Source organism: Microbacterium sp. NPDC003461 (assembly GCF_053588335.1).
Genome location: NZ_JBSFPT010000020.1, coordinates 12,978 through 27,090, shown reverse-complemented (window position 1 = coordinate 27,090; position 14,113 = coordinate 12,978). Strand labels below are relative to the sequence as shown.

General features: G+C 74.1%; 14 protein-coding genes and 2 tRNA genes. 14 read left to right on the top strand and 2 right to left on the bottom strand.

The features are described from left to right. The first annotated feature begins 134 nt into the window (after positions 1-134). The 12 genes from ACWDR7_RS09300 (at position 135) to ACWDR7_RS09245 (ending at position 11,645) form a co-directional block, all read left to right on the top strand. Positions 135-1,136, top strand: a complete 1,002-nt coding sequence (locus tag ACWDR7_RS09300; RefSeq protein WP_449854634.1) for a TadA family conjugal transfer-associated ATPase — start codon at positions 135-137, stop codon at positions 1,134-1,136. After that, entirely contained in the window at positions 1,124-2,098 is a 975-nt protein-coding gene (locus tag ACWDR7_RS09295; protein WP_449854633.1) for a type II secretion system F family protein, read from the top strand. Before ACWDR7_RS09300 ends, ACWDR7_RS09295 begins: the two co-directional genes overlap by 13 nt. A 39-nt stretch (positions 2,099-2,137) precedes the next feature. Then, positions 2,138-2,398, top strand: a complete 261-nt coding sequence (locus ACWDR7_RS09290; RefSeq protein WP_449854632.1) for a DUF4244 domain-containing protein — start codon at positions 2,138-2,140, stop codon at positions 2,396-2,398. 13 nt (positions 2,399-2,411) lie between these two features. Then, positions 2,412-2,819, top strand: coding sequence for a TadE family type IV pilus minor pilin (locus ACWDR7_RS09285; protein WP_449854631.1), 408 nt, complete (start codon positions 2,412-2,414; stop codon positions 2,817-2,819). Further along, positions 2,819-3,136, top strand: coding sequence for an Rv3654c family TadE-like protein (locus ACWDR7_RS09280; RefSeq protein ID WP_449854630.1), 318 nt, complete (start codon positions 2,819-2,821; stop codon positions 3,134-3,136). The genes ACWDR7_RS09285 and ACWDR7_RS09280 overlap by 1 nt, the downstream gene beginning before the upstream one ends. Before the next feature lie 139 nt (positions 3,137-3,275). Beyond that, a complete protein-coding gene (gene topA, locus ACWDR7_RS09275) occupies positions 3,276-6,020 on the top strand; it encodes a type I DNA topoisomerase (RefSeq protein WP_449854629.1) in 2,745 nt (914 codons plus the stop codon). After that, the gene (tmk, locus tag ACWDR7_RS09270; protein WP_449854628.1) at positions 6,017-6,664 is read left to right on the top strand and encodes a dTMP kinase; all 648 of its coding nucleotides are present in this window, start codon (positions 6,017-6,019) and stop codon (positions 6,662-6,664) included. The genes topA and tmk overlap by 4 nt, the downstream gene beginning before the upstream one ends. Before the next feature lie 98 nt (positions 6,665-6,762). After that, positions 6,763-7,920, top strand: a complete 1,158-nt coding sequence (locus ACWDR7_RS09265; RefSeq protein ID WP_449854627.1) for a DNA polymerase III subunit delta' — start codon at positions 6,763-6,765, stop codon at positions 7,918-7,920. After that, positions 7,917-9,455 carry an alpha/beta hydrolase gene (locus ACWDR7_RS09260; RefSeq protein ID WP_449854626.1) on the top strand — a complete coding sequence of 513 codons (1,539 nt, stop codon included), beginning with the start codon at positions 7,917-7,919 and terminating at the stop codon, positions 9,453-9,455. The genes ACWDR7_RS09265 and ACWDR7_RS09260 overlap by 4 nt, the downstream gene beginning before the upstream one ends. 102 nt (positions 9,456-9,557) lie before the next feature. Continuing rightward, positions 9,558-9,630, top strand: a tRNA-Thr gene (locus ACWDR7_RS09255). Positions 9,631-9,788: 158 nt separating this feature from the next. Then, complete coding sequence (locus tag ACWDR7_RS09250; protein ID WP_449854625.1) at positions 9,789-10,913, top strand: fatty acid desaturase family protein; 1,125 nt, start codon at positions 9,789-9,791, stop codon at positions 10,911-10,913. An 87-nt stretch (positions 10,914-11,000) separates the two neighbouring features. Beyond that, positions 11,001-11,645 (top strand): NAD(P)H-binding protein, encoded by a 645-nt coding sequence (locus ACWDR7_RS09245; RefSeq protein WP_449854624.1) that lies wholly within the window; start codon positions 11,001-11,003, stop codon positions 11,643-11,645. Positions 11,646-11,668: 23 nt separating this feature from the next. Here the strand turns inward: ACWDR7_RS09245 and ACWDR7_RS09240 are convergent, their stop codons facing one another. Continuing rightward, the gene (locus tag ACWDR7_RS09240) at positions 11,669-12,157 is read right to left on the bottom strand and encodes an FBP domain-containing protein (protein ID WP_449854623.1); all 489 of its coding nucleotides are present in this window, start codon (positions 12,155-12,157) and stop codon (positions 11,669-11,671) included. Between the two features lie 273 nt (positions 12,158-12,430). Beyond that, positions 12,431-13,285, bottom strand: a complete 855-nt coding sequence (locus ACWDR7_RS09235; RefSeq protein WP_449854622.1) for an EamA family transporter — start codon at positions 13,283-13,285, stop codon at positions 12,431-12,433. A gap of 81 nt (positions 13,286-13,366) precedes the next feature. On the opposite strand from ACWDR7_RS09235, the gene ACWDR7_RS09230 reads away from it, so the two are divergent. Together ACWDR7_RS09230 and ACWDR7_RS09225 are read left to right on the top strand one after the other, a co-directional pair. Further along, a complete protein-coding gene (locus ACWDR7_RS09230) occupies positions 13,367-13,945 on the top strand; it encodes an isochorismatase family protein (RefSeq protein WP_449854621.1) in 579 nt (192 codons plus the stop codon). Positions 13,946-14,006: 61 nt separating this feature from the next. After that, positions 14,007-14,079, top strand: a tRNA-Lys gene (locus tag ACWDR7_RS09225). Positions 14,080-14,113 lie beyond the last annotated feature (34 nt).

The following is a 14,113-nucleotide window of genomic DNA, read 5'->3' as shown; positions in this document are numbered from 1 at the left end:
TCTACGTCGGGCGTCGGACAGGGGCTACCTCCGAAAGTCGGTGGGCTCGCTCACAGGGCGCTTTCTCGCGCCGGCGGCGGATCGGCGCTGTGGAATCGGGGCGCGCGCGGGGCGGGCAGACCTAGCGTCGGGGCATGCCCGATCCGTTCGTCGTCCGCCCCCGTCGCCCCGCGGCCGCGGGGTCACGCCGCCTCCCGCCCGTCCCGGGAATCGGCGCGCTCGCGCCCTACCTCGAGGACCCGCGGGTCACCGATCTGTTCGTCAACGGCGCCCACGGTCTCTTCGCCGACCGCGGCGCCGGCGCGGAGCACGATCCGTCGTGGCGCGCCTCGGAGCGGGAGGTGCGCGACCTCGCGACGGCGCTGATCGCCGCGGGCGGCCGCCACGTCGACGACGGCACGCCGTGCGTCGACGTGCGGCTGTCCGGCGGCATCCGCGTGCACGCCGTGCTCCCGCCGGTCGCCCGCCGCGGGACCGCGCTGTCGATCCGGATCCCCGCGCTCGGCGAGGCGACGCTCGACGCGCTGAGCGCCGGGGGCGCGTTCCCCGACACCGTGCGGGCGTGGCTGGTGCGCATGGTGCACGCGCGCGAGAACCTGCTCGTGACCGGCGCGACGGGCACGGGCAAGACGACCCTGCTGGGCGCGCTGCTCTCGCACGCGCCCGAGCGCGAGCGCATCGTCACGATCGAGGACGTCGCGGAGCTGCGGATCGACCACCCGCATCACGTGTCCCTCGAGGCCCGCCAGGCGAATCTCGAGGGCGCGGGAGGGATCGGACTCGCGCGGCTCGTGCGCGAGTCGCTGCGGATGCGCCCCGACCGGATCGTCGTGGGGGAGTGCCGGGGCGAGGAGGTGCGGGAGCTGCTCACCGCGCTCAACACCGGGCACGACGGCGGGGCGGGCACCCTGCACGCGAGCGGTCTGGCCGAGGTGCCCGCGCGGCTGGAGGCCCTCGGCGCGCTCGCCGGGATGGACGACCACGCCGTCGCGAGGCAGGTCGCCAGCGCGATCGCCTGGGTGCTGCACCTGGAGCGCGGCCCGGACGGCGGCCGCCGCCTCGCGAGCGCCGGCCGCTTCCGCGTGGGCGGCGACGGGCGGCTCGCGATCGAGGAGGTGCGGCCGTGGCACGCGTGAGCGCGCAGGCGCCGGCCGCCGTCGCGGCGACGCTGCTGAAGGTGGCGGTCCTGCTCGAGGCCGGCACCGCTCCCGCTGCCGCCTGGCGGCACGTCGGCGAGGCGGGCGACGAGGCGGCGCGCCGCATCCACGAGCGGCTCGAGGCCGGAACGCCCGCGCCGCAGGCGATCGAGGAGCAGGGCGCCGACGCGCCGCGGGCGGGCCAGGCGCGCGGAGGCGAGGCGGCGGCCTGGCGGCAGGTGGCGGCCGCGTGGGAGATCGCCTCCACAGTCGGCGCGCCGCTGGCTCCCTCGCTGCGCGGGACGGCGCTCGCGCTGCGCGACGCCCAGGAGGCGATGGACGACGTGAGGATCGCGCTCGCCGAGCCGGCGGCGACCGCACGTCTCATGACGTGGCTCCCGCTGTTCGGCGTGGCGGTGGGCGCCGCGCTCGGCTTCGACACCCTCGGCGTGCTCGTCACGCATCCCATCGGCATCGCCTGCCTCGTCGCGGGTGTCGGCCTGCTGGTGCTCGCCCGCCTGTGGACCGCGCGCCTCGTGCGCGCGGCGCAGCCGCCGGCCGCCGTCCCCGGCATGCACGCGGAGCTCACGGCCATCGCGCTGGGCGGCGGGGCGTCGGTCGACCGCGCTCGCGGCCTCGTGCGCACGACCGCGGAGGAGACGGGAGCGCCAGCACCAGAGGAGGGCATCGGGGGCGACGGCGAGGGCGCCGCCGAGCGCGAGATCGACGGGGTGCTGGAGCTGTCGCGTCGCGCCGGCGTGCCCGCGGTCGATCTGCTGCGCGCCACGGCCGTGCAGCAGCGGCACGACGCGCGCACCGAGGGGCGGCTGCGCGCCGCCCGGCTCGGCGGGCGGCTGCTGCTGCCGCTGGGCGTGTGCACGCTGCCGGCCTTCCTCTGCCTCGGCGTGGCGCCGATGCTGCTGGCCGTGCTGTCGACCTCACCGCTTCCCGACCTCCCGTGAGCGTCCATCCATCCACCCCCATAAGAAGAAGGAGTCACCATGAACACCGCATCACCGCACACCGCCTCCGCACAGGGCGCCGAGATCCTCGCGTTCCCCGGCGGCGGCCCCCTGGCCCGCGGCGGAACCCGCGGTCTCGCCGCACTCGCCGCCGACGAGCGCGGAGCGTCCACGGCGGAGTACGCCATCGTCACCCTCGCCGCGGTGGCCTTCGCCGGGCTGCTCGTCGCCGTGCTCCGCTCCGGCGAGGTGCAGAGCATGCTCAGCGACATCATCCGCCGCGCCCTGAGCTCGGCCTGACCGGAGCCGGGCGATGAATCGGACGCAGCGGCGGCGCGCACGGGGCGCGTGGCGCGTTCTCCCGTGCCGCGACGCACCCGCGGTCCGGACGGGAGGGGAGGGCGAGCGCGGTTCGGTCACGGCCGAGCTCGCCCTCGCCCTTCCGGCGGTCGCGCTCATCGTGGCGCTCGGCATGACGGGGCTGCTCGCGGCCTCCACGCACGTGCGGCTGCAGGACGGCGCGGCCGATGCCGCCCGGCTCGTGTCCCGCGGGGAGCCGGGCCGCGCGGGCGAGGCGGTGGCGGCCGCCGTGCCGGGCGGCGGCAGCTCGGTCACGCACCGCGGCGACCTCGTGTGCGTCACGGCCTCGGCCGGCGTGCGCATCGCCTCGATCGAGGTGCCGCTGCGCGCGACGAGCTGCGCGCTCGCGGGAGGCCTGTGATGGCCGGGTCGATCGTCGCGGCCGCCGCGGTGGCCGGCACCTCCGCGCTCATGGTGGGGCTGCTGGCCGTCGGCGGCGCGGGCGTGGCGAGCCAGCGGATCGCGGGGGTCGCCGACGCGGCGGCCCTCGCCGCGGCGGATGCCGCCAGCGGCGCGGTCTCCGGCGACCCGTGCGGCCGCGCCGCAGAGGTGGCCGAGGCGCAGGGCGCGGCCGTGGCGGAGTGCGCCGTCGACGACATGGTCGTGACCGTCGCCGTCGAGGGTCGCTACGCGGGGCTGGTGGTGGCCGGGCGGGCGCGGGCGGGGCCTCCGCCGTGAGTCGCGCGGCGCGGCGCGTCGACGCCCGGCCGGGCCGGGCCGCGCCCGAGCGGTGGCGGGCCATGCCGGAAGCGGCGGGCGGCCGAAAGTGTTGCACAGATGGCGGTGTGTATGGTGTGCAACGAAGAAAGGACGCCCCTTGGCATCAGGCAAGAAGCTCGTCATCGTCGAGTCGCCGACGAAGATGAAGTCGATCCAGAGCTACCTCGGCGACGACTACGAGGTGCTCAGCTCCGTCGGTCACATCCGCGACCTCGCGGACAAGCGCGACATCCCCGAGAAGGATCGCGCCGCCTACGGCAAGTACTCGATCGACATCGAGAACGGCTTCGAGCCCTACTACGTCGTCAGCGACCGGAAGACGAAGACCGTCGCCGAGCTCAAGCGCGCCGTGAAGGGCGCGTCCGAGGTCCTGCTCGCCACCGATGAGGACCGCGAGGGCGAGGCCATCGCGTGGCACCTGCTCGAGACGCTCAAGCCCAAGGTGCCCGTCAAGCGCATGGTCTTCCACGAGATCACGAAGGAGGCCATCCAGAAGGCCGTCGAGAACACCCGCGAGCTCGACACCGCGCTCGTCGACGCGCAGGAGACCCGCCGCGTGCTCGACCGCCTCTACGGCTGGGACGTCTCGCCGGTGCTGTGGCGCAAGGTCGGCAGCGGCCGCGACGGCCAGACTCTCAGCGCTGGGCGCGTGCAGTCCGCCGCCATGCGCATGGTCGTGGACCGCGAGCGCGAGCGCATGGCGTTCGTCGCCGCCGACTACTGGAGCATCCAGGCCATCGCCGCGCGCGCAGCCGAGGGCTTCGCCGTGAAGGTCGTGCGCATCGACGGCTCGCCCATCGCCGTCGGCCGCGACTTCGACGACCTCGGTGCCCTCAAGCGCGCCGTCGTCGTGCTCGGCGAGAAGGAGGCCACCGAGCTGGCCGCCGCGCTCGACAGCGCCGGCTCGGCCACCGTGACCAAGGTCGAGGCCAAGCCCGGCACCCGCCGACCCTACGCGCCGTTCACGACGTCGACGCTGCAGCAGGAGGCCGGCCGCAAGCTCGGCATGACCGCGAAGACCACGATGTCGGTCGCGCAGAGCCTGTACGAGCGCGGATACATCACCTATATGCGCACCGACTCGACCAACCTCAGCGCGCAGGCCGTGCAGGCGGCGCGCGAGCAGGCCGTGAGCCTGTACGGCGACAAGGCCGTGCCGCTCAAGCCGCGCGTGTACGCGTCGAAGAGCCGCAACGCCCAGGAGGCGCACGAGGCCATCCGCCCGTCTGGCGACCGGTTCCGCACCCCGAGCGAGGTGTCCGGGCAGCTCGGACGCGATGAGCAGCGCATGTACGACCTCATCTGGAAGCGCACGATCGCCAGCCAGATGTCCGACGCGAAGTTCGAGACGACGACCGTCACTCTCGAGGCCCAGGCCGACGGCAAGCGCGTCGAGCTGACCGCGGCCGGCACCGTGTACACCTTCAAGGGCTTCCTGGAGGCGTACGAGGAGGGTCGCGACGAGAAGCGCGGCGACGCCGACCAGGTCGAGGACCAGTCGCTGCCGCAGGTGGCGGAGGGCGACGCGCTCGACCTGCGCGAGGCCACGCCGAAGGGGCACCAGACGAGCCCCAAGCCGCGCTACACCGAGGCGAGCCTCGTCAAGGCGCTCGAGGAGCGCGGCATCGGCCGTCCCTCCACCTTCGCGAGCATCATCGGCGTGATCCTCGACCGCGGCTACGTGGTCAAGCGCGGTCAGGCGCTCGTGCCCACGTGGCTCGCCTTCAGCGTCACGCGCCTGCTCGAGCAGCACTTCGCCGAGCTCGTCGACTACGACTTCACGGCCGAGCTCGAGGACGACCTCGACGCTATCGCCCGCGGCGAGCAGCGCCGCGCCGACTGGCTCAAGGCGTTCTACTTCGGCGGCGACGGCCACCCCGGCCTGCGCAACATCGTCGACGACCTCGGCGAGATCGACGCACGCGAGATCAACGCCACCAAGCTCACCGACACCGCCACGCTGCGCTTCGGCCGCTACGGGCCGTACCTCGAGGTCGTCGATCCCGAGAACCCCGAGGCCAAGCCCCGCATCATCAACGTGCCCGAGGAGCTCGCGCCGGATGAGCTGACGCCCGCCAAGGTGCAGGAGCTGATCGACGCCCCCGTCGCCGGCAACCGCGTGCTCGGCGAGAACCCGGTAGGCGGCAAGCTCGTCGTCGTGAAGGACGGCCGCTTCGGTCCCTACCTCGAGGAGGAGGACCCGGTCGATCCGGACGCCGCCGACGCCGAGACGGGCGAGGTCGCGGATGAGAAGCCGAAGAAGCGCACGGCCAAGAAGGACGAGCCCAAGCCGCGCCGCGCGTCGCTGTTCAAGAGCATGTCGCCCGAGACGATCGACCTCGACACGGCGCTCAAGCTGCTCGACCTGCCGCGCGTGGTGGGCACCGATCCCGAGTCGGGCGAGCCCATCACGGCGCAGAACGGCCGCTACGGCCCGTACCTGAAGAAGGGCTCCGACTCGCGCTCGCTCGAGACCGAGGATCAGATCTTCGACATCACGCTCGAGCAGGCCCTCGAGATCTACGAGAAGCCGAAGTACGGCGCCCGCCGCGCGGCCAGCGCGCTCAAGGAGTTCGACGCCGACCCCGTCAGCGGCAAGCCGCTGCGGGTGCGCGACGGCCGGTTCGGCCCGTACGTGACCGACGGCGAGACGAACGCCACGATCCCGCGGGGCGAGTCGGTGGACGACATCACGTTCGAGCGGGCGGTCGAGCTGATCGCCGAGAAGCGCGCGAAGGGACCGGCGAAGAAGCGCACGACCGGCAGGTCGAGCACGACCGCCAAGTCGACCCCCACCCGCAAGACGACCACGACGCGCAAGAGCGCCCCCAAGAAGAAGTGAGCGCGACCGAGGCGTCCGGCTCGCGGAAGCGGGGCCTGTGGATCACGCTCGAGGGCGGCGACGGCTCGGGCAAGACCACCCAGGCGGCGCTGCTGCAGGAGTGGCTCGAGCATCGCGGGCGCACCGTCGTGCGCACCCGCGAGCCCGGGGGCACCGAGGTGGGGCGGCTGATCCGCGAGATCGTGCTGCACCACAGGGGTGAGGTCGGCGCGCGGGCCGAGGCGCTGCTGTTCGCGGCGGATCGCGCACACCACGTCGCCGCGCTCGTGCGGCCGGCGCTCGAGCGCGGCGATGACGTCATCCAGGATCGCTACCTCGACTCCTCGGTGGCCTACCAGGGCGCGGGGCGCGTGCTCGGCGCCGACGAGGTGCGCGACCTGTCGCTGTGGGCGACCGAAGGTGCCCTGCCCGACCTCACGGTGCTGCTCGACCTCGACCCGGCCGCCGCGCGTGCCCGGCTCGACGCCGACGACAAGCCGTTCGACCGGCTCGAGGCCGAGAAGGACGAGTTCCACGCGAGGGTGCGGGAGGCGTACCTCGCGCTCGCCGCGGCCGAGCCGGAGCGCTTCCTCGTGCTCGACGCCTCCCTGCCGGCGGAGGAGCTGGCGGCGCGCATCCGCGAGCGCGTGGAGCGCGCCCTCTGATCCACCGGGCAGGGCCGATCCGCACGGCACCCCATCCGTCCGGCGGCGTCGCACCCCATCCGTCCGGCGGCGTCGCACCCCGCCGTTAGGCTGAGAGCATGACCGCCGTCGCCGCCCCCGCGCTGCCCTGGGGGGATGTGTGGGGCCAGGACGACGCGGTCGCGACCCTCTCCGCCGCGGCGCACGATCCGTCGAGCCTCGCCCATGCGTGGCTGCTCACCGGCCCGCCCGGATCCGGCCGCTCCACGCTCGCGCACGCGTTCGCGGCCGCGCTCATCGCCGAGGGGCCCGACGACACGGCGACCATGCGGCAGGTGATCGCGGGCACGCACCCCGACCTCCTCGCGCTGCGCACCGAGGGCGTCATCATCACGATCGCGCAGGCGCGCGCACTCGTGGAGCGCTCCTACTTCGCGCCCTCGCTCGGGCGCTACCGCGTCATCGTCATGGAGGACGCGGATCGCATGACGGAGCGCACCTCGAACGTGCTGCTGAAGGCGCTCGAGGAACCGCCCGAGCGCACCATCTGGATCCTGTGCGCCCCGAGCGACGCCGACCTGCTGCCCACGATCCGCTCGCGCGTGCGCACGCTGCGGCTGCGCGAGCCCGATGTCGACGACGTCGCCCGGCTGCTCGTCGCGCGCACGGGCGTGGACGAGGCGGCCGCCGAGCAGGCGGCGCGGCACGCGCAGCGGCACATCGGCATGGCGCAGCGACTGGCCACCGACGAGGCCTCCCGCCGTCGCCGCGAGGAGACGCTGCGCGCGGTGCTGCGGGTGCGCAGCATCGGCGACGTCGTCGAGGTCGCCGGCGAGATCGTGCATGCGGCGACGGACGACGCCAAGGCGCTGACAGCCGAGCGCGACGAGGCCGAGCGGGCCTCGCTGCTGCGCACGGTGGGCGTGCCGGAGGGATCGCGCGTGCCGCCGGCCGTGCGGTCGCAGCTGTCCGCGCTCGAGGACGAGCAGAAGCGGCGCGCCACGCGCAGCCTGCGCGACGGGCTCGACCGCGTGCTCACCGACCTGCAATCCCTCTTCCGCGACGTGATCATGCTGCAGTTCGGTCGCCACGACGGGATCATCAACGTCGAGCTGCTCGACGAGCTCCGCGCGCTCGCCGAGGCGTGGCAGCCCGAGCGCACCCTTCTCGTGCTCGACCACCTGGCCGAGACGCGCGCGGCGATCGAGCAGAACGCGCAGCCGGCCCTCGCCCTCGAGAGCCTGCTCGTCACCGTCGTGAGCGGGGCGCGGGCATGACCCGTCGGCACCGCGGCACGGGTCGCGCGCGGGCCGCCCTCGCCGGCCTCGCCCTCGCCGCCCTCGCGCTCGCGGGGTGCACGGCGCTCGAGCCGCGCCCGGAGGATCCCGCGCCGGTGACGGACGGCGTGCCCGACGAGCTGCTGCCGTTCTACGACCAGCCCCCGCAGTGGGAGTCGTGCGGCGAGCGCCTCCAGTGCGCCACGGTGAGCGCGCCGCTGGACTGGCACGATCCGGATCGCGGAGAGATCGAGCTCGCGCTCGTCCGCCACCTCGCCACCCAGGGCGGCGCGCCGGAGGGGGCGCTGCTGGCGAACCCGGGCGGACCGGGCGCGAGCGGCGTCGACCTCGTGCGCACCGGCCTCGAGTCGTCCTTCGGCGAGGCGCTCGTGGAGGCCTACGACATCGTCGGCTTCGACCCGCGCGGCGTGGGCGAGTCGACCGCCGTGCGCTGCTACGACGACGCGCAGATGGACGAGTTCCTCTACGGCATCCCCGAGGCGCCCCGCGGCACGGCGGAGTGGGAGGCCGAGCTGACGGCGCGCTCGGCGGACTACGCCGAGGCCTGCGCGGCGAACTCGGGCGAGCTGCTGCCGTTCGTGACGACGGAGCAGGCGGCGCGCGATCTCGACCTGCTGCGGGCGGTGCTGGGGCAGGAGCAGCTGACGTACCTCGGATTCTCGTACGGCACCTTCCTGGGCGCCACGTACGCCGAGCTGTTCCCCGAGCGCGCCGGGCGCCTCGTGCTCGACGGCGCCATCGATCCGTCGGTCTCGGGCGATGAGGTCGGCACGGTGCAGGCGGTCGGCTTCGAGGCCGCGCTGCGCACCTACCTGGAGTGGTGCCTCGACAGTAGGCAGTGCCCGTTCGCGGGCTCGGTCGACAACGCCCTCGCCGATCTGGCGGCGCTGCTCGCCGAGGTCGACGCGCGCCCCCTGCCTGCGCAGGACGGGCGCCTGCTCGGCGCCGACACCCTCGTGACGGCGATCGTGGCGGCGCTGTACGCCGAGGCGAACTGGCCGTACCTGGACGACGCCCTCGTCGGCGTGCTCGAGGGCGACCCGACCGACGCGTTCTTCCTCGCCGACTTCTACAACGGACGCGGCGAGGACGGGCGGTACCTCGACAACAGCACCGACGCCTTCAACGCCTACAACTGCATGGACTACCCCGCCACGACGCCCGAGCAGCAGGAGGCGGGGCAGGCGCGTCTGGAGGAGCTGGCGCCCACGATCGCCCCGTACTGGACGGGCCCCGACCTGTGCGCGCAGTGGCCGTACCCGCCCACCGGCACCCGGACCGCGCTGACGGCGGAGGGCGCCGATCCGATCCTCGTCGTCGGCACGACGGGCGACCCCGCCACGCCGTACGAGTGGGCGCAGTCGCTGGCGGATCAGCTCTCCAGCGGCGTGCTCGTCACGTACGAGGGGGAGGGGCACACGGCCTACAACGGCACGAGCGCGTGCGTCAACGACGCCGTGGAGCAGTTCCTGCTCGAGGGCGCGGTGCCCGAGGGCGGGCTCACCTGCGAGTGAGTTCCGCGCGCGGCCGGGCCGGCGACTCGTGACGGCGGGGCCGATTCGTCGCCGCCTCGCCGATCCGGTATGCTTGTTCCTCGTGCCGCGCAGCGCGCACACGCCGCCTTAGCTCAGTCGGCAGAGCGATTCACTCGTAATGAATAGGTCGTCGGTTCGATTCCGACAGGCGGCTCGGCAGGACCCCCGGACTCCACTCCGGGGGTCTTTTCCATTTGCCGTGAGTATGCCCCGCCCCGTATGCCTCGTCGCGTAGCGTGGCACGCAGCGATCGGCGACCGCCTTTGGCTCAACAGGTCGCCGTGCGGCCGCCCGAACGATGGGAAGCCGATCATGGCCACCACCGCTCCGTTCATCTCGACCTCCTCGCAGGCCCGGCTCGGCCCCGTCCGCCAGACCTATGCCGGGCCCGAGAGCTTCCCGCCGATCACGCACTCCTATTCCAAGGTGTCGCAGGTCGTGCGCGAGACCGGCCTGCTGCGCCGCGCGCGCTGGTTCTACGCGCTCGTCGGCTCCGCCCTCGCCGTCGGCTTCGGCGGCGCCATCACCGGATTCGTGCTGCTGGGCGACAGCTGGTTCCAGCTGCTCATCGCCGCCGCGCTCGGCATCCTCTTCACCCAGGTCGCGTTCATCGCGCACGAGGCTGCGCACCGGCAGGTGTTCACGAGCGGCAAGGCGAACGACCGGCTCGCCCGCGTGCTCGCCGCCGGCGTCGTCGGCATCAGCCTCTCGTGGTGGGACAACAAGCACTCCCGCCACCACGCCAACCCGAACCGCGTCGGCAAGGACCCCGACATCGACGTCGACACCGTGTCGTTCCTCGACGAGGACGCCGCGCAGGCGCGCGGCCTGCGCCGCGCGATCACCCGCCGTCAGGGCTGGCTCTTCTTCCCCCTGCTCACGCTCGAGGGGCTCAACCTGCACTGGCTCGGCCTGCGGCACCTGCTCTCGCGCGGCCCCGTCAAGGGCCGCTGGATCGAGCTCGGCCTCATCACCCTGCGCTTCGCCGTCGTGCTCGTGCCGCTGTTCCTCATGCTGCCGCTGGGCATGGCATTCGCCTTCCTCGGCGTGCAGCTGGCCGTGTTCGGCGTCTACATGGGCGCCTCGTTCGCGCCCAACCACAAGGGCATGCCGGTGATCGCGCCCGACGCGAAGCTCGACTTCCTCTCCAAGCAGGTGCGCACCTCGCGGAACATCCGCGGCGGCTGGTGGGCCACGGCGCTCATGGGCGGCCTGAACTACCAGGTGGAGCATCACCTGTTCCCCAACATGGCGCGCCCGTACCTGGCCCGGGCCAGCGAGATCGTGCGCGACTACTGCGCCACGCACGGCGTGCCCTACACCGAGACGAGCCTGCTGCGCTCGTACGCGATCGTCGTGGAGTACCTCAACCGCGTGGGTCTCGCGGCGCGCGATCCCTTCGACTGCCCCGCCGCCGCGCAGCTGCGTCGCGCCTGACCCGCTCGCGCGCCTGACACCTCCGGCGCCGGGGGCGTGGATCCGACGTAGCGTGGAGGGACGGATCCCGTCGAGCAGGAGGCACACATGGCACGCATCGTCGTCATCGGAGGGCACGGGAAGGTCGCGCTGCGCCTGGCCCCGCTGCTGAGCGCGCGCGGGGACGCGGTGACGGGCGTCATCCGCAATCCCGATCACGTTGCCGAGGTCGCCGCCGCCGGCGCCGCGCCGCTCGTCGCCGACATCGAGACCATGGACGTCGACGCCATCGCCGAGGTGCTCGCCGGGCACGACGCCGTCGTGTGGTCGGCCGGCGCCGGCGGGGGAGACCCCGAGCGCACCTACGCGGTCGACCGCGACGCCGCGATCCGCTCGATGGAGGCGGCGGCGCAGGCGGGCGTGCGTCGCTACGTGATGGTGTCGTACCTGGGCGCGGGGCCCGATCACGGCACCCCGCCCGACAGCTCGTTCTTCGCCTACGCCGAGGCGAAGGCCGCCGCCGACGAGCACCTGCGCGGCACCGACCTGGACTGGACGATCCTCGGCCCCGGGCCGCTCACGCTCGACGAGCCCACCGGGCGCATCGAGGTGCGCGAGCCCGGCAGCGGCAGGGTCAGCCGCGCCGATGTGGCGGCGGTGATCGCCGCGGCGCTCGCCGAGCCCGCGACGATCCGCCGCACCATCGGGTTCGGGAACGGCGACGTGCCGATCGCCGGGGCGCTCCGGGCCTGAGCCGCGGAGCGCCCCGGCGCCGGTCACGCGCCCGCGGCGGCCTCGCGCACGAAGCGCGCGACGTTGGCGCGCAGCGCCTCGATCCGCGCCTGCCGTGCGGCCTCGACGTCGAAGCCGACGTAGGCCAGGGGCGGGCGCTTGCGCGCGTTGACGTTGCACTCGAACGCGGCGCACACGAGGGTGCCGATCGCGTCGCCGCGGCGGCCGGCGGCACCCGCCCGGCGCGTGCTGAAGAGCACGACGTCGTTGGGCAGGTGCACGTCGGCGCACCACGAGCACTGCGTGCGCTGGCGCGGGGTGGCCTCGGCCTGCTTCAGCAGCAGGCCGACCGGCTCGTCGTCGACGATCGCGACGACGTAGCCGACGAGGGGCAGCTTGGGGTCGCGCCAGCCGAGGAAGTCGATCCGGTCCCAGTCGATGCGGTCGAGGTCGGGCAGGGTGATGCTCTTGCGCTCGCGGACGGTGACGTTCGCGAACGACGCCCGGATGCGGGCGGCGTCGAGGGGAAGCATGAGACAGCTCTCTTCGTGTGTGAGGAGGATGAGGACGCGCGGAACCGGAGGGATCGCGCGGATGAGGCGGGCGGGCGCGGCGAAAGCCGGCGCCGCACCGTGAAGGAACGGGCCGTCAGACTCTCGCGGTCGCCGACGCAGAGCGCGTCGACGGCCTCCTCACTCCCCGAGGGGATCCTGTCTCGAACACGCGTCCATCCTACGCCGCCCGTCGTGGGCACCGGTGGGCGGACGCTCAGCCGCGCGGCGGCCGGTCAGGCGAGCGGCGGCCGGTCAGGCGAGCGCGAACAGGGCCGCGGCACCCAGCGCGAGCACGAGGCCGATGCCCTGCGCGGGCGAGAGGCGCTCGCGCAGCACGAGGGCGGCCAGCAGCACCGTGCCGGCCGGGTAGAGGGCCTGCAGCACCCCGACGACGGCGAGGTCGCCCGTGCGCAGCGCGACGAGGATGAGCACGTTCGCCGCCGCGTCGCACACGCCGGCCGCCAGCGCGATCCTGACCCCGTGGCCGCCGGGCGCGGCCCCGCCGCCGCGGCGGCGCAGCGCGAGCACGCCGATCCCCGCGGCGCACAGCGCGGCCAGCACGACGCGGCTGGCGACGAGCGGCGTGAGCCCCGAGGCGGCGGAGGTCTGATCGAGCGCGATGACGAAGGCGCCGAACGCGACGCCGGCGACGATCGTGAGCGCGAGCGGCACCGGGCGGGGACGCGCGGCGTGCTCCCCGCGGGCGCGCGCGATGAGCACGACGGCCGCCAGGGCGCACGCGGCGCCGACCCAGGCGAGCGGCCCGGGCGACTCGCCCTCCACGAGCACCGCCCACGCCGACGGCACGACGGCCGAGAGCACGGCCGCGAGGGGCGAGAGGATGATCATGGGCCCGGCCGCGAACGCGGCGTACAGGCACACGAGGCCGACGGCGTAGAGCGCGCCGACGGCCGCGCCCAGGGCGGTGTCTCGCGCCGACCACGCGCCGCCGATGAGCAGCTGGGCGGGCAGCAGCACGACGAGCGCCGCCACGCCGGTGAGGAACGTCACGCGCACGGCGGCCGTGCGCTTGGCCGCGAGGCCGCCGAGGAAGTCCGCGCCGCCCCAGATCATGGCGCCGACGAGGGCGAGGGCGGCGGCGATCACGACGCTCAGTCTCCCACGCGGTGCGGGTGGCGCCGGCCCGGCGTACGCTGGCGGGAAAGCGGATCGAGGAGGCGGATCGGGATGAGCAGGGCGCTGCTGGTCGTGGACGTGCAGAACGACTTCACCGAGGGCGGTGCGCTCGGCGTGGACGGCGGCGACGCCGTGGCCGAGGGCATCACGCGGCTGCTCGCCGAGCGGGCGGAGGAGTACGCGCTGATCATCGCCTCGCGCGACTGGCACGACGCCGACAGCGACAACGGCGGGCACATCGCCGAGCAGCCCGACTTCGTCGACACGTGGCCCGTGCACTGCGTCGCCGGCACGCCCGGCGCGGAGTACGACCCGCTGCTCGAGACGGCGGCCGTCACTCACCACGTCAAGAAGGGCCAGGGCAAGCCCGCGTACTCGATGTTCGAGGGGGTCACCGACGAGGGCGCCACGGTCGGCGATCTGCTCACGGAGCACGGCATCGTCGAGGTCGACGTCGTCGGCATCGCCACCGACCACTGTGTGCGCGCCTCGGCCCTCGACGCGATCTCGCACGGCCAGCGCGTGCGCATCCTCACCGACCTCGTCGCGGGCGTCGCGCCCGAGCCGAGCGAGGCGGCGCTCGCCGAGATCGTGCACGCCGGCGGCGAGCTCGCCGCCGCGCGCGGCTGACGACGGGCCCCGTCCCGCCCGACCCCGCGGAGGGCCGCCCGCCACCGCGTAGAGTTGAGGCGGGCCTATAGCTCAGTCGGTAGAGCAGCGGACTTTTAATCCGTAGGTCGAGGGTTCGAGCCCCTCTGGGCCCACCGCACGCACAAGGCTCGAACCCTTGCCAATGGA

What these genes read in the sequence shown, in the direction of transcription:
- ACWDR7_RS09290 (WP_449854632.1), top strand. Translation starts at nt 2,138, where the DNA reads ATGAACACCGCATCACCGCACACCGCCTCCGCACAGGGCGCCGAGATC.
- ACWDR7_RS09250 (WP_449854625.1), top strand. Translation starts at nt 9,789, where the DNA reads ATGGCCACCACCGCTCCGTTCATCTCGACCTCCTCGCAGGCCCGGCTC.
- ACWDR7_RS09240 (WP_449854623.1), bottom strand. Translation starts at nt 12,157, where the DNA reads ATGCTTCCCCTCGACGCCGCCCGCATCCGGGCGTCGTTCGCGAACGTC.
- ACWDR7_RS09230 (WP_449854621.1), top strand. Translation starts at nt 13,367, where the DNA reads ATGAGCAGGGCGCTGCTGGTCGTGGACGTGCAGAACGACTTCACCGAG.
- ACWDR7_RS09245 (WP_449854624.1), top strand. Translation starts at nt 11,001, where the DNA reads ATGGCACGCATCGTCGTCATCGGAGGGCACGGGAAGGTCGCGCTGCGC.
- ACWDR7_RS09265 (WP_449854627.1), top strand. Translation starts at nt 6,763, where the DNA reads ATGACCGCCGTCGCCGCCCCCGCGCTGCCCTGGGGGGATGTGTGGGGC.
- ACWDR7_RS09300 (WP_449854634.1), top strand. Translation starts at nt 135, where the DNA reads ATGCCCGATCCGTTCGTCGTCCGCCCCCGTCGCCCCGCGGCCGCGGGG.
- ACWDR7_RS09285 (WP_449854631.1), top strand. Translation starts at nt 2,412, where the DNA reads ATGAATCGGACGCAGCGGCGGCGCGCACGGGGCGCGTGGCGCGTTCTC.
- ACWDR7_RS09280 (WP_449854630.1), top strand. Translation starts at nt 2,819, where the DNA reads ATGGCCGGGTCGATCGTCGCGGCCGCCGCGGTGGCCGGCACCTCCGCG.
- ACWDR7_RS09260 (WP_449854626.1), top strand. Translation starts at nt 7,917, where the DNA reads ATGACCCGTCGGCACCGCGGCACGGGTCGCGCGCGGGCCGCCCTCGCC.